Here is a 14,646-nt window from a genome sequence, read left to right as displayed (position 1 = left end):
CGAAGCTACGTGTATTGAAGACGCAGCATATCGTGTCTTGCGTGTCACTTACGACAAGTCAAATTTTTGGCGGAGAGCGTCTAGTCGCTCGACGCGTCGATAAACTTGTCCGAAAGGCAGCTCGGCAAAACACGAAGATAAGTCGCCGCATCCTCAGCCACTCTTTGCTGAGTCTCAGGTCGATCTGCCAAGCGATGCGCCCATTCCCGTCCCGGGTGGAGCACATCCCAACGAGGCCTCATGCCCGCATGTCGCCCCTTCCCCGGGTTGTGGTTTCCGAATCCGTCAATCAGCGAATTCCACACAGGTGTGAAACGGGAGATGATGAGCGACTCGCCGAGCGGGATCCAGATGTCATCGACAACCAGGAATCGGCAGAAAAAATCCTCAACGTTTAGGTTCGTCGCAGCCTTGATGCTGTCTGCGTGCTCCTTAAGCCTCTTAAAGAGAACCTTGCCAGGTGGAACATCGGTGCCCGCACCCATACGAGCGCCGGCGGGGACGGCCTTCCCGACATAGATGGGTAACATGAACTTGCCGTCGTTGTTGAGCCGAGTAATCCGTTCGTAAGCCTCGAAGTCGCCCGTGTAGTAGATGGCATAAATGCCCGCGCCATCGAACGGCGATAGCTCGCCGAGGGGGTGCACTTCCTTAGTCAGCAATGCCTCGGCGACGCTCGCACCAAGGTTCTTCTTATCCAGAGGATTGAACGGAATTACTTTGGCCGTCATGCGCGCTTTCTTTTGGTGTTTGCTTCATTCTTGGCGATTTGCGACAGTCCCGCAATTGCGAGCTGCTCCGCAACACTTGCCGCGACCCGCTGCCCCAGCAGTACGGGGACTGCATTCCCAAGCTGCCGCATGGTTTCCGACCAACTGCCATGGAACTGGAATCCATCGGGGAACGTCTGGATTCGAGCGCTCTCTCGAATGGTGAAGTAGCGTACCGAGCCGTCATCCTTCACTAGCATGTTCTCGCCGCCCGGCACGCCGTGGCCACCAGCCTTAAGCGTCTTCGCCGGCAAATCGAGTGGACTGCCAGTGTGACCCGGGTAAGAGCGTGCACCGGCCTGATAGACGTGATTTGCGAACTTCTTGGCTTCGCGGCTTTCGGGATCTGGCAGCCCCTGCAGCGCATCCCGAACCGTCCGCCATGCCTGCGTCGGCAGCATCGTACGGAACTGCTGCAACTTGGCGACCCGAGCTGCCAGTTTTGCAGGCATCTTGGGCTGACGTATGCCGTGACGCTTCCAGTAGACCCCGGTCACCCATTGATCATGCAGAAGAGCATCGTAGCTATGGGTTTCATGCGGGAACGACCATTCCACGCCCAGATCGTCTCTGAAGCCCACCAGGAACACGCGCTCACGCTTCTGGGGAACGCCGAAGTTCGCAGCGTTCACCAGCGTAGGAATGACGTTGTAGGTGTGACCCTTGCCCTTCCGCTTTCCCGAAGTCTTCTCTACTTGAAGGCGCGCAAGGTGATCTGACCAGTCCTCATCCTTTCGGGGAGGGACATCCGGGAACTCCAACTGCAGTTGAATGTAATGGAAGTAATTCGCGAACTTGGCGCGAGTCAGTCCCTTCACGTTCTCAACAATGAAGGCCTTCGGTCGCAGTTGCCTGATGATCTCGACAGTCGCCGGGAACATGTCCCGTCCGTCTTCATGCGCCTTGTGTTTGCCGCCAATGGAGAATGGCTGGCAGGGGGGGCCTCCAGCCAAAAGCTCAATGTCCTGCGGGATGGAGGACCAGTCGAATGATCGGACATCACCTTCATGAAGGGTCCAGCCACGAACAAGGGGATAGTCGCGCCGTTGATTCTCGCGGACCGTGTCACACGCCCACTTGTCCCATTCGACCACGGCCAAGTGCTCGAAACCGGCAATTTCGCATCCCATGGCCAAACCGCCGGCTCCTGCGAAAAGCTCAACCGATCTCATTCCAGTACTCCAGTGAATTTTGCTTGATTGGACCAACGGTCCACATAGATTTGGACGCGATCATCCTTCTTCCGAAATGAAGGATGGCGTCGTGCTGAGTGAGATTTCCATGCCCAAAGCCGACAACACTGCAATCAGCTTTCTGCTGCCGAGCTCAGAAAGGCGACCCCTTTCGAATCGTGAAAGCAGTTCAGCAGTTACGCCGCTGGTCTTCGCTACGTCGATCTGCTTCAAGCCCAGCTGCTTACGCCTAGCCGCTACCTGACAGCCTAGTTCTTGGAGGGTTGTCACGCCCGGCTTCCGTATTCGATACGCCCCAATTATTGATCTATACGTCAAGTGAGGCAAGTGAAATCCGGACGGGAAGGATCTCCCTCTGCTGTCTCAGGAGCTGAGACAACCAGGCGGGGGAGCCCTACGCCCAGGCACATTGTGATCGGTGCCAGGCTAGCGAGTCAGGGCTGGCCGAAAGTGTCGCTGATGCTGGAGACGCCAGTTCCTTGCCGACAAGGTCGCTATAGCTTGATTGGCGCAATGCAGGGGCCAAAGACACCTGCAGGGACACCGGGTCCACGGCGATAAGGTAGAGGTCAAAAAGGGTATGAACGTCTGCGCGCAACAGAAGACCGTTGCTGACCACGCTACTCGACTGGCCGGAATAGGGGCGGATGTGGGCCGCCTCAAGCGCATCGACCACATCGCACCCAGTCATCGCACACCGACCGCCGTATGCGTCCAGCAGTGCCTTGCGGAAGGCAGGCTGCCCGCGGCGCCGAACGATAGCTGCCAGCACACGCCGCCTCTCGTCCACCTCGTCTGTTGGGGAGAAACTGCCAGATGCCTCTGCCGCTTTGGCCTCCTGCTGCAACAGTCCTCTTGTAGGACCAGAGACCGACGTGAGCGTCTCACCGGAAAGCCCGAGGAGCTTGGCAAGTTTCGGCTCAACCTTTGCACCCACGTTCGATGCTGGAAGAAGCCCGGGTAGCCAGGGCTTGCCTGCCTGATCCAGAACGTGGGAGATGTTCTGCATGCGGTACTCCCAGGCCTTGGACGTACGCCCGTGGCGGGCGGCCAGTTCCCGATAGACCCTTGCCTTCTCAAGGGCTGATCCATTGGCAAGACGGGCCTCCATTTGGCGATACGCCTCAACGGCAGCAGCCAATTCGTCTTCAGTCCACCTACTCACAGCCTTCCCCTATCCGCGACCGCACGTGGCGTTCTGGGGAAAGTATGCCGTAAACGACACAATGAGCCGCTAATGGCTTGGCGCGGAAGAGCGTGGCGTGTCAGCGCAAACCGCAGACTGTTCAGGCCCGTCGGTAAGCCTCGCACGTGGAGTTCAGTTGCAGAGCCCTAGTTGGCCGGAGGTAGTCGGTTACTCCAGCGCTGGCGTAGAGGTTGAACGCAAGGCGTCTCACTGGCTCGGCCTATGAAGCCTAGGATGAGCAACTGTGATGAGGAGTTGTCCACCAGCAGAGCGGGCTCACCTCGGCAAGTGAGTTCGAAGTACCTTGCTTCAAAGCGTCCGGCGCCGAGCGTTGCATCTTCAGCCGCTAGGCTTAGGGCTTCCTCGCGCATGACTGCAAATTTGGTAGCCGAGACCTTGGGGTAAGTCTTCAGCTCCAAATCGCCTTTTGGCAAGTGGAAGTGGGCGAGCGCTGAACCAATCAGCGCTGCTAAGCACAGTACTGCGTACGTCAGAGACTTCATTGGAAGTCCTGCAGATCAGAGGCGAACGGATAATGGGGCCGCGACGATAGCCTGCAGCCCATTGCTTAAGGCTCAAGCCTTGGGCGCTACTCCCGCACGTGCAGCCGCTCTGCCACTTGCGCCGTCAACGCCACACACGCCATCTTCAACCCTTCCATCACCCGATCCCCCAGGTACTCCTCGGGCGCACCGTTCTGCCGAGTGCGCTCCGCAGCCAACATCAGCTCCGCCACCACGCGCAGCCCCGCCAACGCGCAATCCGCATCTGCCAACTGAAGGCACCGCCCAGGCAGTTGATGCCGCTCCGGCCACGGCTGGCCGTCCGCAGCCGCACCGGTTCCGATGCGGTGCAGCGTGGCGACGAAGGAGTTTGGATCGGGGGAGGGTTCGCGCTCGGTCTCGGCTGTATCCGGATTGTACTGCGCGTGCAGGGAACGGAAGTCCGATGTGTTCATGGCAATGCTCCGTACAGGACAGATAGCAGCGCCACCAATTAAAGGTGGCGGACGGTGCGGGCTCGAAAACCGGTATGTACCAGACCGGCGGATCCGAAGATCCCCACGCACCGTCCGCCATGGAACGCGAACGGATTGCCAGCCGGCGCCACACAAAAGGTGGCGCCGGCCGGCAAGCGCATACATCTGGTACATAGACGGGTTTTCGAGTCCCGCGCCACCCTTTTCCGGTGGCACGCCAAGAGATACCCGTACAGCTACCAAATGCCAAGAAACTGCAGAACCGGCGATTGCCAGTCCTGACGCTTTCGGCATTGTCGCACACGGTGTTAAGCCGGCAAGCGATTGCGCCGCAACGGTCTTGAAGGGCTTGGCGTTATTGGCCCCAAGTGCAGGAATGCCCGCAGTCAGGGCCATGGAGTAGGGTCAATCGCGACAGATTGGGCCGGCGGTTCAGCCGGGCGGCGCCTCGGCCGGAGGCACGAAGCTCAGACGCACCCGAACCCGCGCATGCCGTGCGACGCCCTCAACCACGACCGGATCAAAGCGCCACTGGTCCACTGCGGTAAAGGCCGCACGATCGATCTCCCGCAGTCCACTGGACCGCACCACCATCACGTTGGAAACGTGGCCCAGCTCATCCAGCTGAGCAACTAGCAGCACCTGCATGGGACCCTGCAGCAAGGTATCGGGCGGCGTGGCAGGGGTCGTTGAATAAACAACGGCAGGCGCCTGCTGCAGCTCGAAGGTGGGGTTGTCACCACGCTCTACGAACACTTCAGTGGAAACCTGCGGGTCTGCCGCCATGGCCATGGCAGGTGTAGTGCCCAGCAGCATCAGAACGAGGTTCAGTGCCAGGGCGGTGTTCAGGCGGGGCATACGTGGCTTCCATTCCGGTGCGCTGCCAGCATAGCGGTCATCCCCTGGCATCGCTTGCCTTGAATGCCGGCGTGCCGGACTGCTGCACCGCTCACACAGGTACGCCCGGCCGTGGCCACAGTGCATCGTCGCGCTCCAGGTCGTAGTCGCTGCCGAACGCCAGGGCAGCCTCGCGCGGTGGGAGGTCTGCGTAGCAGCCCAGCAGGTACTCGTCCATACCGGCGTCGCGGTGGTCGATGGCGAACAGGTGGAGGAGCTCGTTGTCGAAGGCTTCCAGCCATGTGGGGTCGATCTTGGTCATGGTCGTCCTCCAGAGGGGAGGGGAAGATGGCCTAGAGCTGTCTCAGCGGCTGTGTCGGTGCGGCCCCGCCCAACTTTGGCGGGGCCGCAACCGCCTCGCCTTCGGCCGTTGATCAACTCGTATGGCAAGCTGCAGCGCAAGTGGCACAGCCATTCGACTGCCGGTACCACCTCCGGGCTTCAGCCACAGCCGTCCTGCAGCTGGTGTGCAAGCCGAGGTCCTGTGTGGACTGGGCGCGAGCAAGCCAATAGCATCCCTGTCTATGCACCTCATGGTCTCCATTGGCCTGCGGCGTTCTGTTCACAAAGTAGCGGTCCATTTACTACCCCCTATGCGTGTACGTAAGCGCACCATTGCGCGTGGTCGACTTTGATCACTCCCAGTCGCAGGAGCCGCGACGCAGCGAACTTCGTCGCAGAATCATCTGCGGCCGGGGTGTATAAGTACGGGCGAAGGCGCCTTCAACGGCTTCGATGAGCCTTGGAAGAGGAAAAGCGATGTTTCGACAAGGAAGATGGTTGGTCTGCCTGGCCTTGATACTGTCAGGTTCCCTGCTGGGCGGCTGCCGAGCCAGCTCGGAGGCGGTACCCGGGCCGCGTGCTCCGGCAGAGAACGAGACCCTGGTGCCCTTCATCAGGCCGCTGCCGCTGGTAGCGATGACCACACCCATGGTGGTCGAGTTCACCCTACCGCCCCCAGGGAAAAGTTCCTCGCCAACCTTGTTTCTAGGAATCCGGGTGAGTGGAGAAGACGGGCTTAAATCACTGAATGCGGGCCGTGAGGTCCGCAGTATGGGCCTACCCGCCGAGGTGAAACTGGAGCGGCTGGAGGCGCAAAAGCGCATTCCTGTTCCGTTGGTGAGGGTGGAGTCGGTGGCAGGCACGCCCGCGCGTATTGAGCCCATCGGACCCACGGGCCGGGTGGAAGGCGGGTGGTTGGATGACGTCGATCATCAGTCTCTGCAGTCAGCAGGATTGGAGGCGCCTGACAGTCACCACACACAACTTGCCCTCGCTTGGGCTCAGGAACTGCAGCCTGGCCACTACAGGCTGAGTATGCAGATACTGAAGCCTGATGATCGATTGGCGGCCACGCAAGCCGAGTTGCTGGTGGCCTACGTAAACAAGTCGAAGTAGGAGTGCGTCATGGACGACAAGTACACAGTCACAATCTTCGTTGCCGCTCCCGGCACGCCGCTGCTGGCTGGAGGGACATCCAGCGCCGGCCACGTCTACTACAAAGTGGCGCATGGCAAGGACGAGGTGAGCTTTGGCTTTGCACCTATCGAGCATGGCGTCGTGACTGGGCCTGGAATGGTCTACAACAATGACGCCGAGCAGTACAAAGACCCGTACTACACGCGGACGATGGAAATCAGCCAGCGGCAGTACGACAAGCTGGTGGAATTTGGCACAAAGCCCGGCGAGCATGGATTCAATACCGAGTATCACGGGGTGGAAAACAGCTGTATCGACTACACGTGGGGCGCACTGAATCACGCCGGCCTTCATCGAACCAACCTTCTCTTCATGCAGGACAAGAGCTTCGAAGGTGGCCTGAAACCGCTCAGCAATGTGGAGTACATCCGCAGCATCCGCGCGCCCTTTCCAGATAGCGCGCTGAATAGCGAGCACTACAACAAAATGCCGGAGAGAACGTTGATGCAGCGAATCATCAGCGATGAGCAACTGCCGCGGGGCGATCGCGATATGCTCGATTCCATCCGCAAGGGAATAGCGGGCATTGATGAGGCGCATGGCCGCTCCTACGATGGGACCAGCGAGCGGATCTCAGTGGGCTTGTTGGCCACGGCCAAGGAGAGCGGGCTGGAGCATGTCGACCATGTGGTATTGGGCAATGCTCCAAGCGATGGTTCGCCGCAGCGACTGTTCGTCGTGCAGGGGGAGCTCAACGATCCTGCCCATGTGCGAGCTTCGATGACGGCGGAGGAGGCTGCGCGAACACCGGTGGAGCAGTCATTCGCCAAGGTCGAGCAGATTGCGCAGGCCCAGCAGGAGCGCGCCTCGTTGGCGCCGCAGGAGCCGGCCCTGGAACAAACCCGGGCGCCGCTGCAGATGGGCTGACTTCCAGCGACTGCACGGAAGATCACAGTTTCGAGCGCCTCGGCCTCGAAACTGCCTCCATCTCTACCTGTCCCCCATCCCACCTATGCCATCATCCGCCCAGGACCGCAGTACCCAACAAGGCTGAGCAGGCATGGAGCAGGCAACACGCTACACCGCAACGCTGTACCTGGCCGCCCCCGGCACACCACTTAAGAGCGGGGGTATCTCGCCGCGCGGCCACATGTACCTGCAGGTGGCAGCAGGCGACGAGGCCCACAGCTACGGCTTCGCACCGCCGCGCTACGCGCCGGGCGAAGCCCCCACGGGTGCGCAGTACGCGCAGGTGCGCCACGACGATGCCGACGAGCATCTGGACCCGTATTACAGCCGCACCCTGGAAATCACCGAGGAGCACTACGGCTGCCTGCGTGATTTCGCCGAGGAACCGGCCGAGTTCGAGTTCGATGTGGATCGCCCGGCCACCATCAACCGTTGCAGCGATTTCGTCTGGGCGGCGCTGCACTATGCGGGCCTGCATCCGCTGCCGGCGCCGCTGGATGGCGGCAGCAACCTGGGCGAGTTCGCGGTGCTGTTCAACCTGCCGGAAATCCAGTGCATTGCTGCGCCGTTCCCGGGCAGCGATCTGAATGCCGAAACCCACCACGCGATGCCCGAGCGCGAGGCCGAGCATCATCGCCAGGGCGACCGTGCCAGCGATGAGCCGCCGCCGACGCCGATTGAAGTGGCCGGCACGCTGCTGGACCCTTCGCATCCGGACCATCGCCTGTTCTCGCAGCTGATCCAGAAAGTGGCCGAGCTGGACGCTGCGCATGGCCGCCCGTTCGATGCGGCCAGCCAGCGCATCAGCGCCAGCCTCCTGGTCCTGGCCAAGCAGAACAATCTCTCGCGCGTGGACCACGTGCTGCTCAGCCAGCCAACGAAGAGCAGCCATGCGGCAGAGAGCATCTTCATCGTGCAGGGCGATCGTAATGACCCGGGGCACCGCCGCGCCAGCATCGCCACCGAAGTGGCGGCCAAGACCGATGTGGCCGATTCGCTGCGGTTGAAGGAGCAGTAACCCGCGCGCCTGCCATACGCGCGTCGGCGCACGCCACGCCCCCCCACCTGCTACCATTCCCCCGCAACCCCAGCCAGCCCACCCGCGCAGACAGATGCAGGTCGGGCCGTCGCAGTACGGCCCAGCGAGCCAGGACACCCTCCCGTGCCCATTCAAGGACGCTCGCATGTTCCGTAATCCTCTCTTCCGCTCGGCCGCCTTGGCCGTTGCCGTTTCGCTCAGCCTCGGCGCGCCCTCGGCGTTCGCCGACAACGCTCCCGCCGCCAGTGCCACCGCCGCTGTGCAGCGCCAGGCCGTGGCCAAGGGCCTGTACGAGCTGGCCTACAGCCCGAAGCAGAACGCCGTGTTCGTGGCCTCGTCCGGCGGCTTCGGCGATGACGCCGGCCCTGCCCAGGTTCTGCGCCTGAACCCGGCCACGCTGGCCGTGGAAACCCGCATCCCGCTGGAGCGCAAGGCGTTCGGCGTGGTGCTGGATGACGCCCACAACCGCCTCTACGTGGGCAACACCGTGGACCTGTCGGTGACGGTGGTCGACACCGCGCAGAACAAGGCCGTGGGCACCATCCAGTTGATGGAGAAGAAGACCGGCAAGGATGGCAAGGCCGCCTACACCCATGACCTGCGCGAGCTGGTGGTCGACAGCGCGGCCAACCGCCTGTACGTGACCGGCCACAGCAGCCAGCCGGACGTGAGCAGCGTGCTGTTCGTGATCGATACCACCACGCTGAAGGTGATCAACACCATTGATGGCCTGGGCAATGCCAAGGCACCGGGCCTGGCGCTGGATGCGGCCAACAAGCGCGTCTACACCAGCAACCTGCTGGCCAACCTTGTGGTGGTGGGCACCGATTCGAACAAGGTAGTGGCGCAGCACAGGATCGCCGCCGAGCAGCCGATGAACATCGCGCTGGATCCGGCCGGCAAGCGCCTGTTCGTGACCGACCAGGGCTCGGAATTCCTGCGTGGTTACCAGGCCAAGAGCAGCGGCCTGGTCAGCAAGCACCCGGGCCAGCGCGTGCTGGTGCTCGACCGCAGCACCGGCAAGGAACTGGCCAGCATTCCGACCGACGCCGGCCCGCTGGGCATCCTGCTGGATGCACCGCGCAAGCGCCTGTACGTGACCAACCGCGAAGCCGGTACGGTGACCGCGTACAACAGTGACAGCTACCAGAAGGTGGCCACCTACACCGTGCCGACCCACCCGAACAGCCTGGCGCTGGATGCGAAGAACAACGTGCTGTTCGTGAGCATCAAGAACGGCGAGAAGGATGACAAGGGCGCTGACGAGAGTGTGGCGCGGATTCAGTTGTAACCGGCTACGGGGCCGCCCGTGCGTCTGGCACGGGCGGCCCTGCTCGGATCAGGGCATCAGCTTCCTTATGTCCCGGGTGACTTCTCGGTGTCTGTTTCCCGCGGGCACGGGTTGAACTCGGTAACCTGGTCCATGGGGATACGATGGATGGTCCTGCTGTCGTCATCCTTCAAGCGTACAAGCAGCACGGAACTGGTCGAGTAGACAACGTTGACCGGATGGGTAGCGGTACCATCACCGATCAGGAGCTTGCGGGATGCGCTGTCACGCGATCGCAGATCCAGCGTCATGCAGCCGCGGGATTTTCCGCTTGGCGGGTTGACAACCTGCGAGGCCAGGTATGCACCGGTCGGAGGGAAGAGCATGGCCACGGTGACCATGATCGAGGCGAACGAGAGTGCAAGTACACCAACGCCGTATCGTCCACTCAGTTCATCGACCACTCTGATGACGATGGACTGGAATATGCCCAATGCTACTGCGGCCGTGAGCAGGCACATGCCAATCACCAGATCACTTTCCCTGGAGACCAGGCCGAGCATGAGCCGCATGATCGTGTTGATGGACAGCAGTTGCATGAGCCCCATGCCCAGCAGGAAGTAGCTATCCAAGGAAAGCCATTTCTGCTTCCTGTCATCGGGCTTCGCCCAGCGGGAAAGGAGAACGAAGATCAGCAGGCAGCCAATCGTACTGAACCACAGTGCTGCATCTGAAATCTCGGTGTAGAAGGATGCGACATAGATTCCGCTGAAATGCAGTACGCCCGGAGTGATCAGCGCAAGGCTCCAGCGCCAGAGCGTCCTGTTCCGGCTCGCCGGAGCGTCCGGCAGCAGTTTGATTCCCTGGCCTGGGATATACGAGAACCGATTGGGGGACAGTACGATGGGGGAAAGGAACATGACGGCCAGGGCAAGGACGCGCAGCCCGGTCACCGCAAGCATCATGGGGAGTGCGGAAACGGCATCGGACGAAAGCAGGCTGAGAGGCAGCTCTTCCCTGACGGCGTAGTAGAGGATGCCTGCGCTGGGCAGAAGTACGGCAATCGACGCAATAAGGACCGGATGGCGCTCGATCCAGGCCAGCACCGGGCGAAGTTCTGCGACGACATTGTCAATGAAGATCACGAGCTCGGAATGACGCTTGTTCATCAATCTCTCTTTTGGGGGTTCCATCATCCTGATCTGTGTTCCCTCGCTGTCCGGTGAGGGGATTGCCTGCTGTCGACCGCTGAGGTCGTCCGGGTCTCGACAGGAGTAAAGGTCTACCTCGTGTCACGTACTTCGTGGCTGTCACGTACCCAGCATCCCAGGCCATACAGCGCGAGCCCGTACACCACGGTTGCACCGATGATTCTGAACATGGCGTTCCTCGTCAGGTGATGGAAGGAAGGGAGGCCCAGCACCTGCGTGGCCTCCCCGGAGAGGAATATGCGGATTCCTCCGACAATCTGTGTCGCAGTGCGATGTGTCGTCGCAATCGGCCACGAAAAGTTCGCAATAGGCCTAAAGTTTTCGGAAGTGCTGTCGATGATCCGGGGGATCAGGCGTTACGACATGGTTTGTCGCTATGCACGCCGAAGATGGATCTCCCAGCCAAACCCGCCGGCGAAGCATGCCTGGGTATTGGCCCACAGCTGGATGCTTTGCGTCACGGAGGAAAACGCAATGGAACCCAATGCAAATGCAGATGACAGTGCCCGCGAAACGTCGGGCAGGCAGATCCTGGACGCAGCGACGACGATGTCAGCGCTGGAGACTGTCCAACGCTATGGCAATGCTAATGCCGAATACATCAAAGGGTATACCGGAAGAGACGAACTGACCGGTCAGACATTTACCCATGGCCTGAAGAAGATCTCCGGGTACAAGCTTGATCCGGTACGTCCGGAAAACAAAATTGCCCAGCAGGCCGGCTATGCGGCTGAGGTCGCAGCGACCAGTCGTGACAATTCCGAGGCCATCATCAGTGGGTCACCCGTTCGCACGGTGCGCAGTGATGACCATCCCCAGTACCGGCGGAACGATGATCGCGTTGACCGGGTAAGGGTGCTGGATGGCCAGATCATTGAAGGCAGCCAGTCACAGATGAAGTTCGTGGGCAACCGTGACCGGCTCCTTGAGAAGATCGCTGCGCCCGATGGAGAGTTCTCGCGCTATCGTGGGCTGAAGTTGGAGCTGCCCTCGGAGCAGTACGTCGATGCCGAGGCATATTGCCGGGCGCAGGCAGCAGATCTGCGCCGTCAGGCGGACGTGGTCGACGCGAGGGGCAAGCCTGAGGTCGCACTGCATCTTCGTGCGAAGGCAGACAACTATGAGCAGCTGGCCGGCAACCTTCTGGATACGGGGCTGACCAGTGACGATGCGAAGTTCTATCGTACCCATCCGCGGATGGCGACGGTGCGCGATATCGCGCATACCAGCCACAGGGCAGGTCTTGAAGGCGCGCGCGGGGCGTTCATGGTTGGCGCGGCGATCAGCATGGCGACCAATGCCTATGCGGTGGCAACCGAGCGCAGGGGGATGATTGATGCGGGCCGCGCAGTCCTGGTGGATGGTGCCGTCTCTGCCGGCATGGGCTACGCAACGGCTGCGTCCGGGGCCGCATTGACCGCAGTGATGCAGCAGTCAGGCCGACAGAGCCTGCAGGTCCTTTCCCGTACAGCCGCTCCGGCCATGGTGGTCGACGTCTGCGTGACCATGACCGGCTGCATACGCCGCTACGCCAGGGGTGAGATCGACGGCGTCCAGTTCCTGGATGAGATCGGTGAGAAGGGTTCCGGCATGATGGCTTCGGCCATGATGGCGGCATTGGGCCAGATCGCGATTCCGGTCCCGGTGGTTGGCGCCGCCATCGGCGGGATGATTGGCTGCACGCTTTCATCGATCTTCTATCGGGAAACGTTGGAGGCGGCCCGGAGTGCAGATCTGGCTGCCGAGAGGCTGGCCTTGGCAATCGAGCTCAATAAAGCTGCCCGTGAAGAAATTCTGGCGCAGCGCTTGGCGCTGGCGCAGTTCATTGCGGCCGAGCTTCCAGTGCTGAATGACGAGACGGCCCAGTTGCTGTGTGCACTCGATACCACCCAGCCGGAGATTGACGCCGATGGATTCGCGGCTGCAATCAACCGCTTTGCCCTTCTGCTGGGCAGCCGCCTGCAGTTTGCTTCGCTGCAGGAGTTTGATCTGTTCATGACGGGTGACGAGCCGCTTCGGCTTTGATCAATCGAACCCATTTCTGGTCGTGGCCTTCCGGGCAGGTTGGCCACGCCGGCTTCCGTGTGTGATCCCAGGACCTTGGAGATACGATGTTCCTTTATCTGCTTCCAGACACCGAGCAGGCAACCTTCCTGAAGGTTGCGCGCCTGCTGAGCGTGAGTGACAACCCGATGCTGTGGGACGGAAAGACCCACGAAGAAGTGACTGGCGATACCAACCTGAGCAAGGTTTCGCTGGATGAATCCGAACACGAACGTGCGATCTTCGACAGCTTTTCCCGTGAGTGCGGCAAGGTATATCGGTCCGACGGGGTGACGAAGGAACTGTTGACGCGCCTGCAGACGATGCCGCTGGTGCGCCAGAGCGACCCGGTGGAGCGGGCGCGGGTGGCGTGCGAGGTGCTCGACTCGCTGATCGACAAGGCCATGGTCGAAGCCGCGCAGCCGGCCGTACCGAAGGTGATGCTGTATGAGTTGATGCTGCTTGCACTGGCCGACGGTGAAGTGTCGAGTGTCGAGGAAGCACAGCTGCGTCGCCTGGCCGATATCTTCGGTATTGACGACTACATCTACAACGACCTGCTTGAGCGCGCGGAAAGTATCAATCGCGAGGCCAGCCGTACCGTTGCCATCATTCTTGAGTAAAAGGAGTTACCCATGATTCCAATCGTAGTCGGGGCCGCGATGGCGGCCAGCGCGCTGTATGGCATCTACAAGGGCGGCAAGGCCGTGGTCGATCACAAGGATGCCGGCATCGCCAACGCCGATGCAAAAGGGCTGATCGAGAAGGGCTCGTCGTTGCTGGAGACGCAGCGCAAGCGTACCAACACGGTGCTTGAGGACTATGGTGCACGCAAACTGCGTGCTTTCAATGGGGGGATCGCAGACTTCATCGATGCATTTGGCCAGCTCAAGAACGTTGAGGGGATCGGCTCACCCGAACTGGACAAGCTGGTGCAGGGCGATTTCACCACGGCGTCGCTGGAAGGCCTGAAGCGGGACTACCAGTTGCTGATGGACTCGGGCCTGGGCCTGGGCGCCGGGCTGGGAAGTGGCGCCGCGTTGGCATTTGGTGCGTACAACGGGACGATGCTGCTGGCCAGTGCCAGCACCGGCACTGCCATTTCGACCCTCAGCGGTGTTGCAGCAACCAACGCAACGCTGGCGTGGCTGGGCGGCGGTTCGTTGGCTGCGGGCGGATTCGGAATGGCTGGCGGCACCCTGGTGCTGGGTGGCCTAGTTGCCGGTCCGGCGCTGGCGATCTTTGGCTACGTGGTGGGCAGCAAGGCTGAAGCCGCGCTGGCCGATGCACGCCGTAACAAAGAGGTTGCTCGAACCCATTACGACGAGGCCGTGTTGGCCGCCGAACAGTTGGCAGCGGTCGAGACCGTTACAACGCTCGCCAACAGGACGTTCTCCAAGCTGTGCATGTCGCTGCGTCGTGGTGTAGCCGATATCCGTGATGTCATCCGGGAGCACGGCTGCGATTTCAGTAGTTTCCCCCAGCAGGCGCGGGAGCGGGTTTTCCGTGCCGTGAAGATTGCCCAGCTGATCAAGGTGATGATCGATACCCCGATCCTGGATGACGCAGGAGCGCTGGTGCTTTCGACCGAGAAGACCGTGGCCGATGTGGATGCGGCGATGGTGGTGATGAAGGGCGAGGAGCCCGCCAAGGCGGCTTGACGATGGGCA

The 14,646-nt window shown here is 61.2% G+C and carries 15 protein-coding genes; 7 read left to right on the top strand and 8 right to left on the bottom strand.

The window, feature by feature from the left end; all coding sequences use genetic code 11:
* Positions 1-80: 80 nt before the first annotated feature.
* From AC5P6E_RS11670 to AC5P6E_RS11640, 7 genes are all read right to left on the bottom strand, one after another.
* Positions 81-731 (bottom strand): Eco29kI family restriction endonuclease, encoded by a 651-nt coding sequence (locus AC5P6E_RS11670; protein ID WP_495230973.1) that lies wholly within the window; start codon positions 729-731, stop codon positions 81-83.
* Positions 728-1,942, bottom strand: coding sequence for a DNA cytosine methyltransferase (locus AC5P6E_RS11665; RefSeq protein ID WP_495230972.1), 1,215 nt, complete (start codon positions 1,940-1,942; stop codon positions 728-730). Before AC5P6E_RS11665 ends, AC5P6E_RS11670 begins: the two co-directional genes overlap by 4 nt.
* 60 nt (positions 1,943-2,002) lie before the next feature.
* Entirely contained in the window at positions 2,003-2,233 is a 231-nt protein-coding gene (locus AC5P6E_RS11660; protein WP_227838124.1) for a helix-turn-helix domain-containing protein, read from the bottom strand.
* A gap of 124 nt (positions 2,234-2,357) precedes the next feature.
* Positions 2,358-2,972 carry an HNH endonuclease gene (locus AC5P6E_RS11655; RefSeq protein ID WP_495230971.1) on the bottom strand — a complete coding sequence of 205 codons (615 nt, stop codon included), beginning with the start codon at positions 2,970-2,972 and terminating at the stop codon, positions 2,358-2,360.
* Between the two features lie 766 nt (positions 2,973-3,738).
* Entirely contained in the window at positions 3,739-4,107 is a 369-nt protein-coding gene (locus AC5P6E_RS11650; protein ID WP_495230970.1) for a hypothetical protein, read from the bottom strand.
* 453 nt (positions 4,108-4,560) lie between these two features.
* Positions 4,561-4,986 (bottom strand): TonB family protein, encoded by a 426-nt coding sequence (locus tag AC5P6E_RS11645; RefSeq protein WP_188249990.1) that lies wholly within the window; start codon positions 4,984-4,986, stop codon positions 4,561-4,563.
* Positions 4,987-5,077: 91 nt separating this feature from the next.
* On the bottom strand, positions 5,078-5,287 hold the full coding sequence (locus tag AC5P6E_RS11640; RefSeq protein ID WP_049428634.1) for a hypothetical protein: 210 nt from the start codon (positions 5,285-5,287) through the stop codon (positions 5,078-5,080).
* Between the two features lie 623 nt (positions 5,288-5,910).
* Here AC5P6E_RS11640 and AC5P6E_RS11635 point away from each other — a divergent pair.
* From AC5P6E_RS11635 to AC5P6E_RS11620, 4 genes are all read left to right on the top strand, one after another.
* Complete coding sequence (locus AC5P6E_RS11635; RefSeq protein WP_241883129.1) at positions 5,911-6,423, top strand: hypothetical protein; 513 nt, start codon at positions 5,911-5,913, stop codon at positions 6,421-6,423.
* 9 nt (positions 6,424-6,432) lie between these two features.
* Positions 6,433-7,371, top strand: coding sequence for an XVIPCD domain-containing protein (locus AC5P6E_RS11630; protein WP_049453048.1), 939 nt, complete (start codon positions 6,433-6,435; stop codon positions 7,369-7,371).
* A 133-nt stretch (positions 7,372-7,504) separates the two neighbouring features.
* The gene (locus AC5P6E_RS11625) at positions 7,505-8,431 is read left to right on the top strand and encodes an XVIPCD domain-containing protein (RefSeq protein WP_241883127.1); all 927 of its coding nucleotides are present in this window, start codon (positions 7,505-7,507) and stop codon (positions 8,429-8,431) included.
* 166 nt (positions 8,432-8,597) lie between these two features.
* The gene (locus AC5P6E_RS11620; protein WP_241883125.1) at positions 8,598-9,743 is read left to right on the top strand and encodes a YncE family protein; all 1,146 of its coding nucleotides are present in this window, start codon (positions 8,598-8,600) and stop codon (positions 9,741-9,743) included.
* A 65-nt stretch (positions 9,744-9,808) separates the two neighbouring features.
* Here the strand turns inward: AC5P6E_RS11620 and AC5P6E_RS11615 are convergent, their stop codons facing one another.
* Positions 9,809-10,891, bottom strand: coding sequence for a hypothetical protein (locus AC5P6E_RS11615; RefSeq protein WP_191850551.1), 1,083 nt, complete (start codon positions 10,889-10,891; stop codon positions 9,809-9,811).
* 516 nt (positions 10,892-11,407) lie between these two features.
* Between AC5P6E_RS11615 and AC5P6E_RS11610 the strand changes: the two genes are divergently transcribed.
* From AC5P6E_RS11610 to AC5P6E_RS11600, 3 genes are all read left to right on the top strand, one after another.
* Entirely contained in the window at positions 11,408-12,958 is a 1,551-nt protein-coding gene (locus tag AC5P6E_RS11610; protein ID WP_495230969.1) for a hypothetical protein, read from the top strand.
* 86 nt (positions 12,959-13,044) lie between these two features.
* Positions 13,045-13,599: a tellurite resistance TerB family protein gene (locus tag AC5P6E_RS11605; protein WP_033833675.1), complete on the top strand. Its 555-nt coding sequence runs from the start codon at positions 13,045-13,047 to the stop codon at positions 13,597-13,599.
* Positions 13,600-13,611: 12 nt separating this feature from the next.
* Positions 13,612-14,637 carry a hypothetical protein gene (locus AC5P6E_RS11600; RefSeq protein ID WP_043033961.1) on the top strand — a complete coding sequence of 342 codons (1,026 nt, stop codon included), beginning with the start codon at positions 13,612-13,614 and terminating at the stop codon, positions 14,635-14,637.
* The last annotated feature ends 9 nt before the right edge of the window (positions 14,638-14,646 follow it).

It is taken from the genome of Stenotrophomonas sp. YJH_SMC_16, from assembly GCF_059367875.1.
The sequence above is the reverse complement of the archived record's forward strand: the minus strand, read 5'-3'. Positions and strand labels throughout refer to the sequence as shown.

What these genes read in the sequence shown, in the direction of transcription:
- AC5P6E_RS11670 (WP_495230973.1), bottom strand. Translation starts at nt 731, where the DNA reads ATGACGGCCAAAGTAATTCCGTTCAATCCTCTGGATAAGAAGAACCTT.
- AC5P6E_RS11665 (WP_495230972.1), bottom strand. Translation starts at nt 1,942, where the DNA reads ATGAGATCGGTTGAGCTTTTCGCAGGAGCCGGCGGTTTGGCCATGGGA.
- AC5P6E_RS11655 (WP_495230971.1), bottom strand. Translation starts at nt 2,972, where the DNA reads ATGCAGAACATCTCCCACGTTCTGGATCAGGCAGGCAAGCCCTGGCTA.
- AC5P6E_RS11650 (WP_495230970.1), bottom strand. Translation starts at nt 4,107, where the DNA reads ATGAACACATCGGACTTCCGTTCCCTGCACGCGCAGTACAATCCGGAT.
- AC5P6E_RS11645 (WP_188249990.1), bottom strand. Translation starts at nt 4,986, where the DNA reads ATGCCCCGCCTGAACACCGCCCTGGCACTGAACCTCGTTCTGATGCTG.
- AC5P6E_RS11640 (WP_049428634.1), bottom strand. Translation starts at nt 5,287, where the DNA reads ATGACCAAGATCGACCCCACATGGCTGGAAGCCTTCGACAACGAGCTC.
- AC5P6E_RS11630 (WP_049453048.1), top strand. Translation starts at nt 6,433, where the DNA reads ATGGACGACAAGTACACAGTCACAATCTTCGTTGCCGCTCCCGGCACG.
- AC5P6E_RS11625 (WP_241883127.1), top strand. Translation starts at nt 7,505, where the DNA reads ATGGAGCAGGCAACACGCTACACCGCAACGCTGTACCTGGCCGCCCCC.
- AC5P6E_RS11620 (WP_241883125.1), top strand. Translation starts at nt 8,598, where the DNA reads ATGTTCCGTAATCCTCTCTTCCGCTCGGCCGCCTTGGCCGTTGCCGTT.
- AC5P6E_RS11615 (WP_191850551.1), bottom strand. Translation starts at nt 10,891, where the DNA reads ATGAACAAGCGTCATTCCGAGCTCGTGATCTTCATTGACAATGTCGTC.
- AC5P6E_RS11610 (WP_495230969.1), top strand. Translation starts at nt 11,408, where the DNA reads ATGGAACCCAATGCAAATGCAGATGACAGTGCCCGCGAAACGTCGGGC.
- AC5P6E_RS11605 (WP_033833675.1), top strand. Translation starts at nt 13,045, where the DNA reads ATGTTCCTTTATCTGCTTCCAGACACCGAGCAGGCAACCTTCCTGAAG.
- AC5P6E_RS11600 (WP_043033961.1), top strand. Translation starts at nt 13,612, where the DNA reads ATGATTCCAATCGTAGTCGGGGCCGCGATGGCGGCCAGCGCGCTGTAT.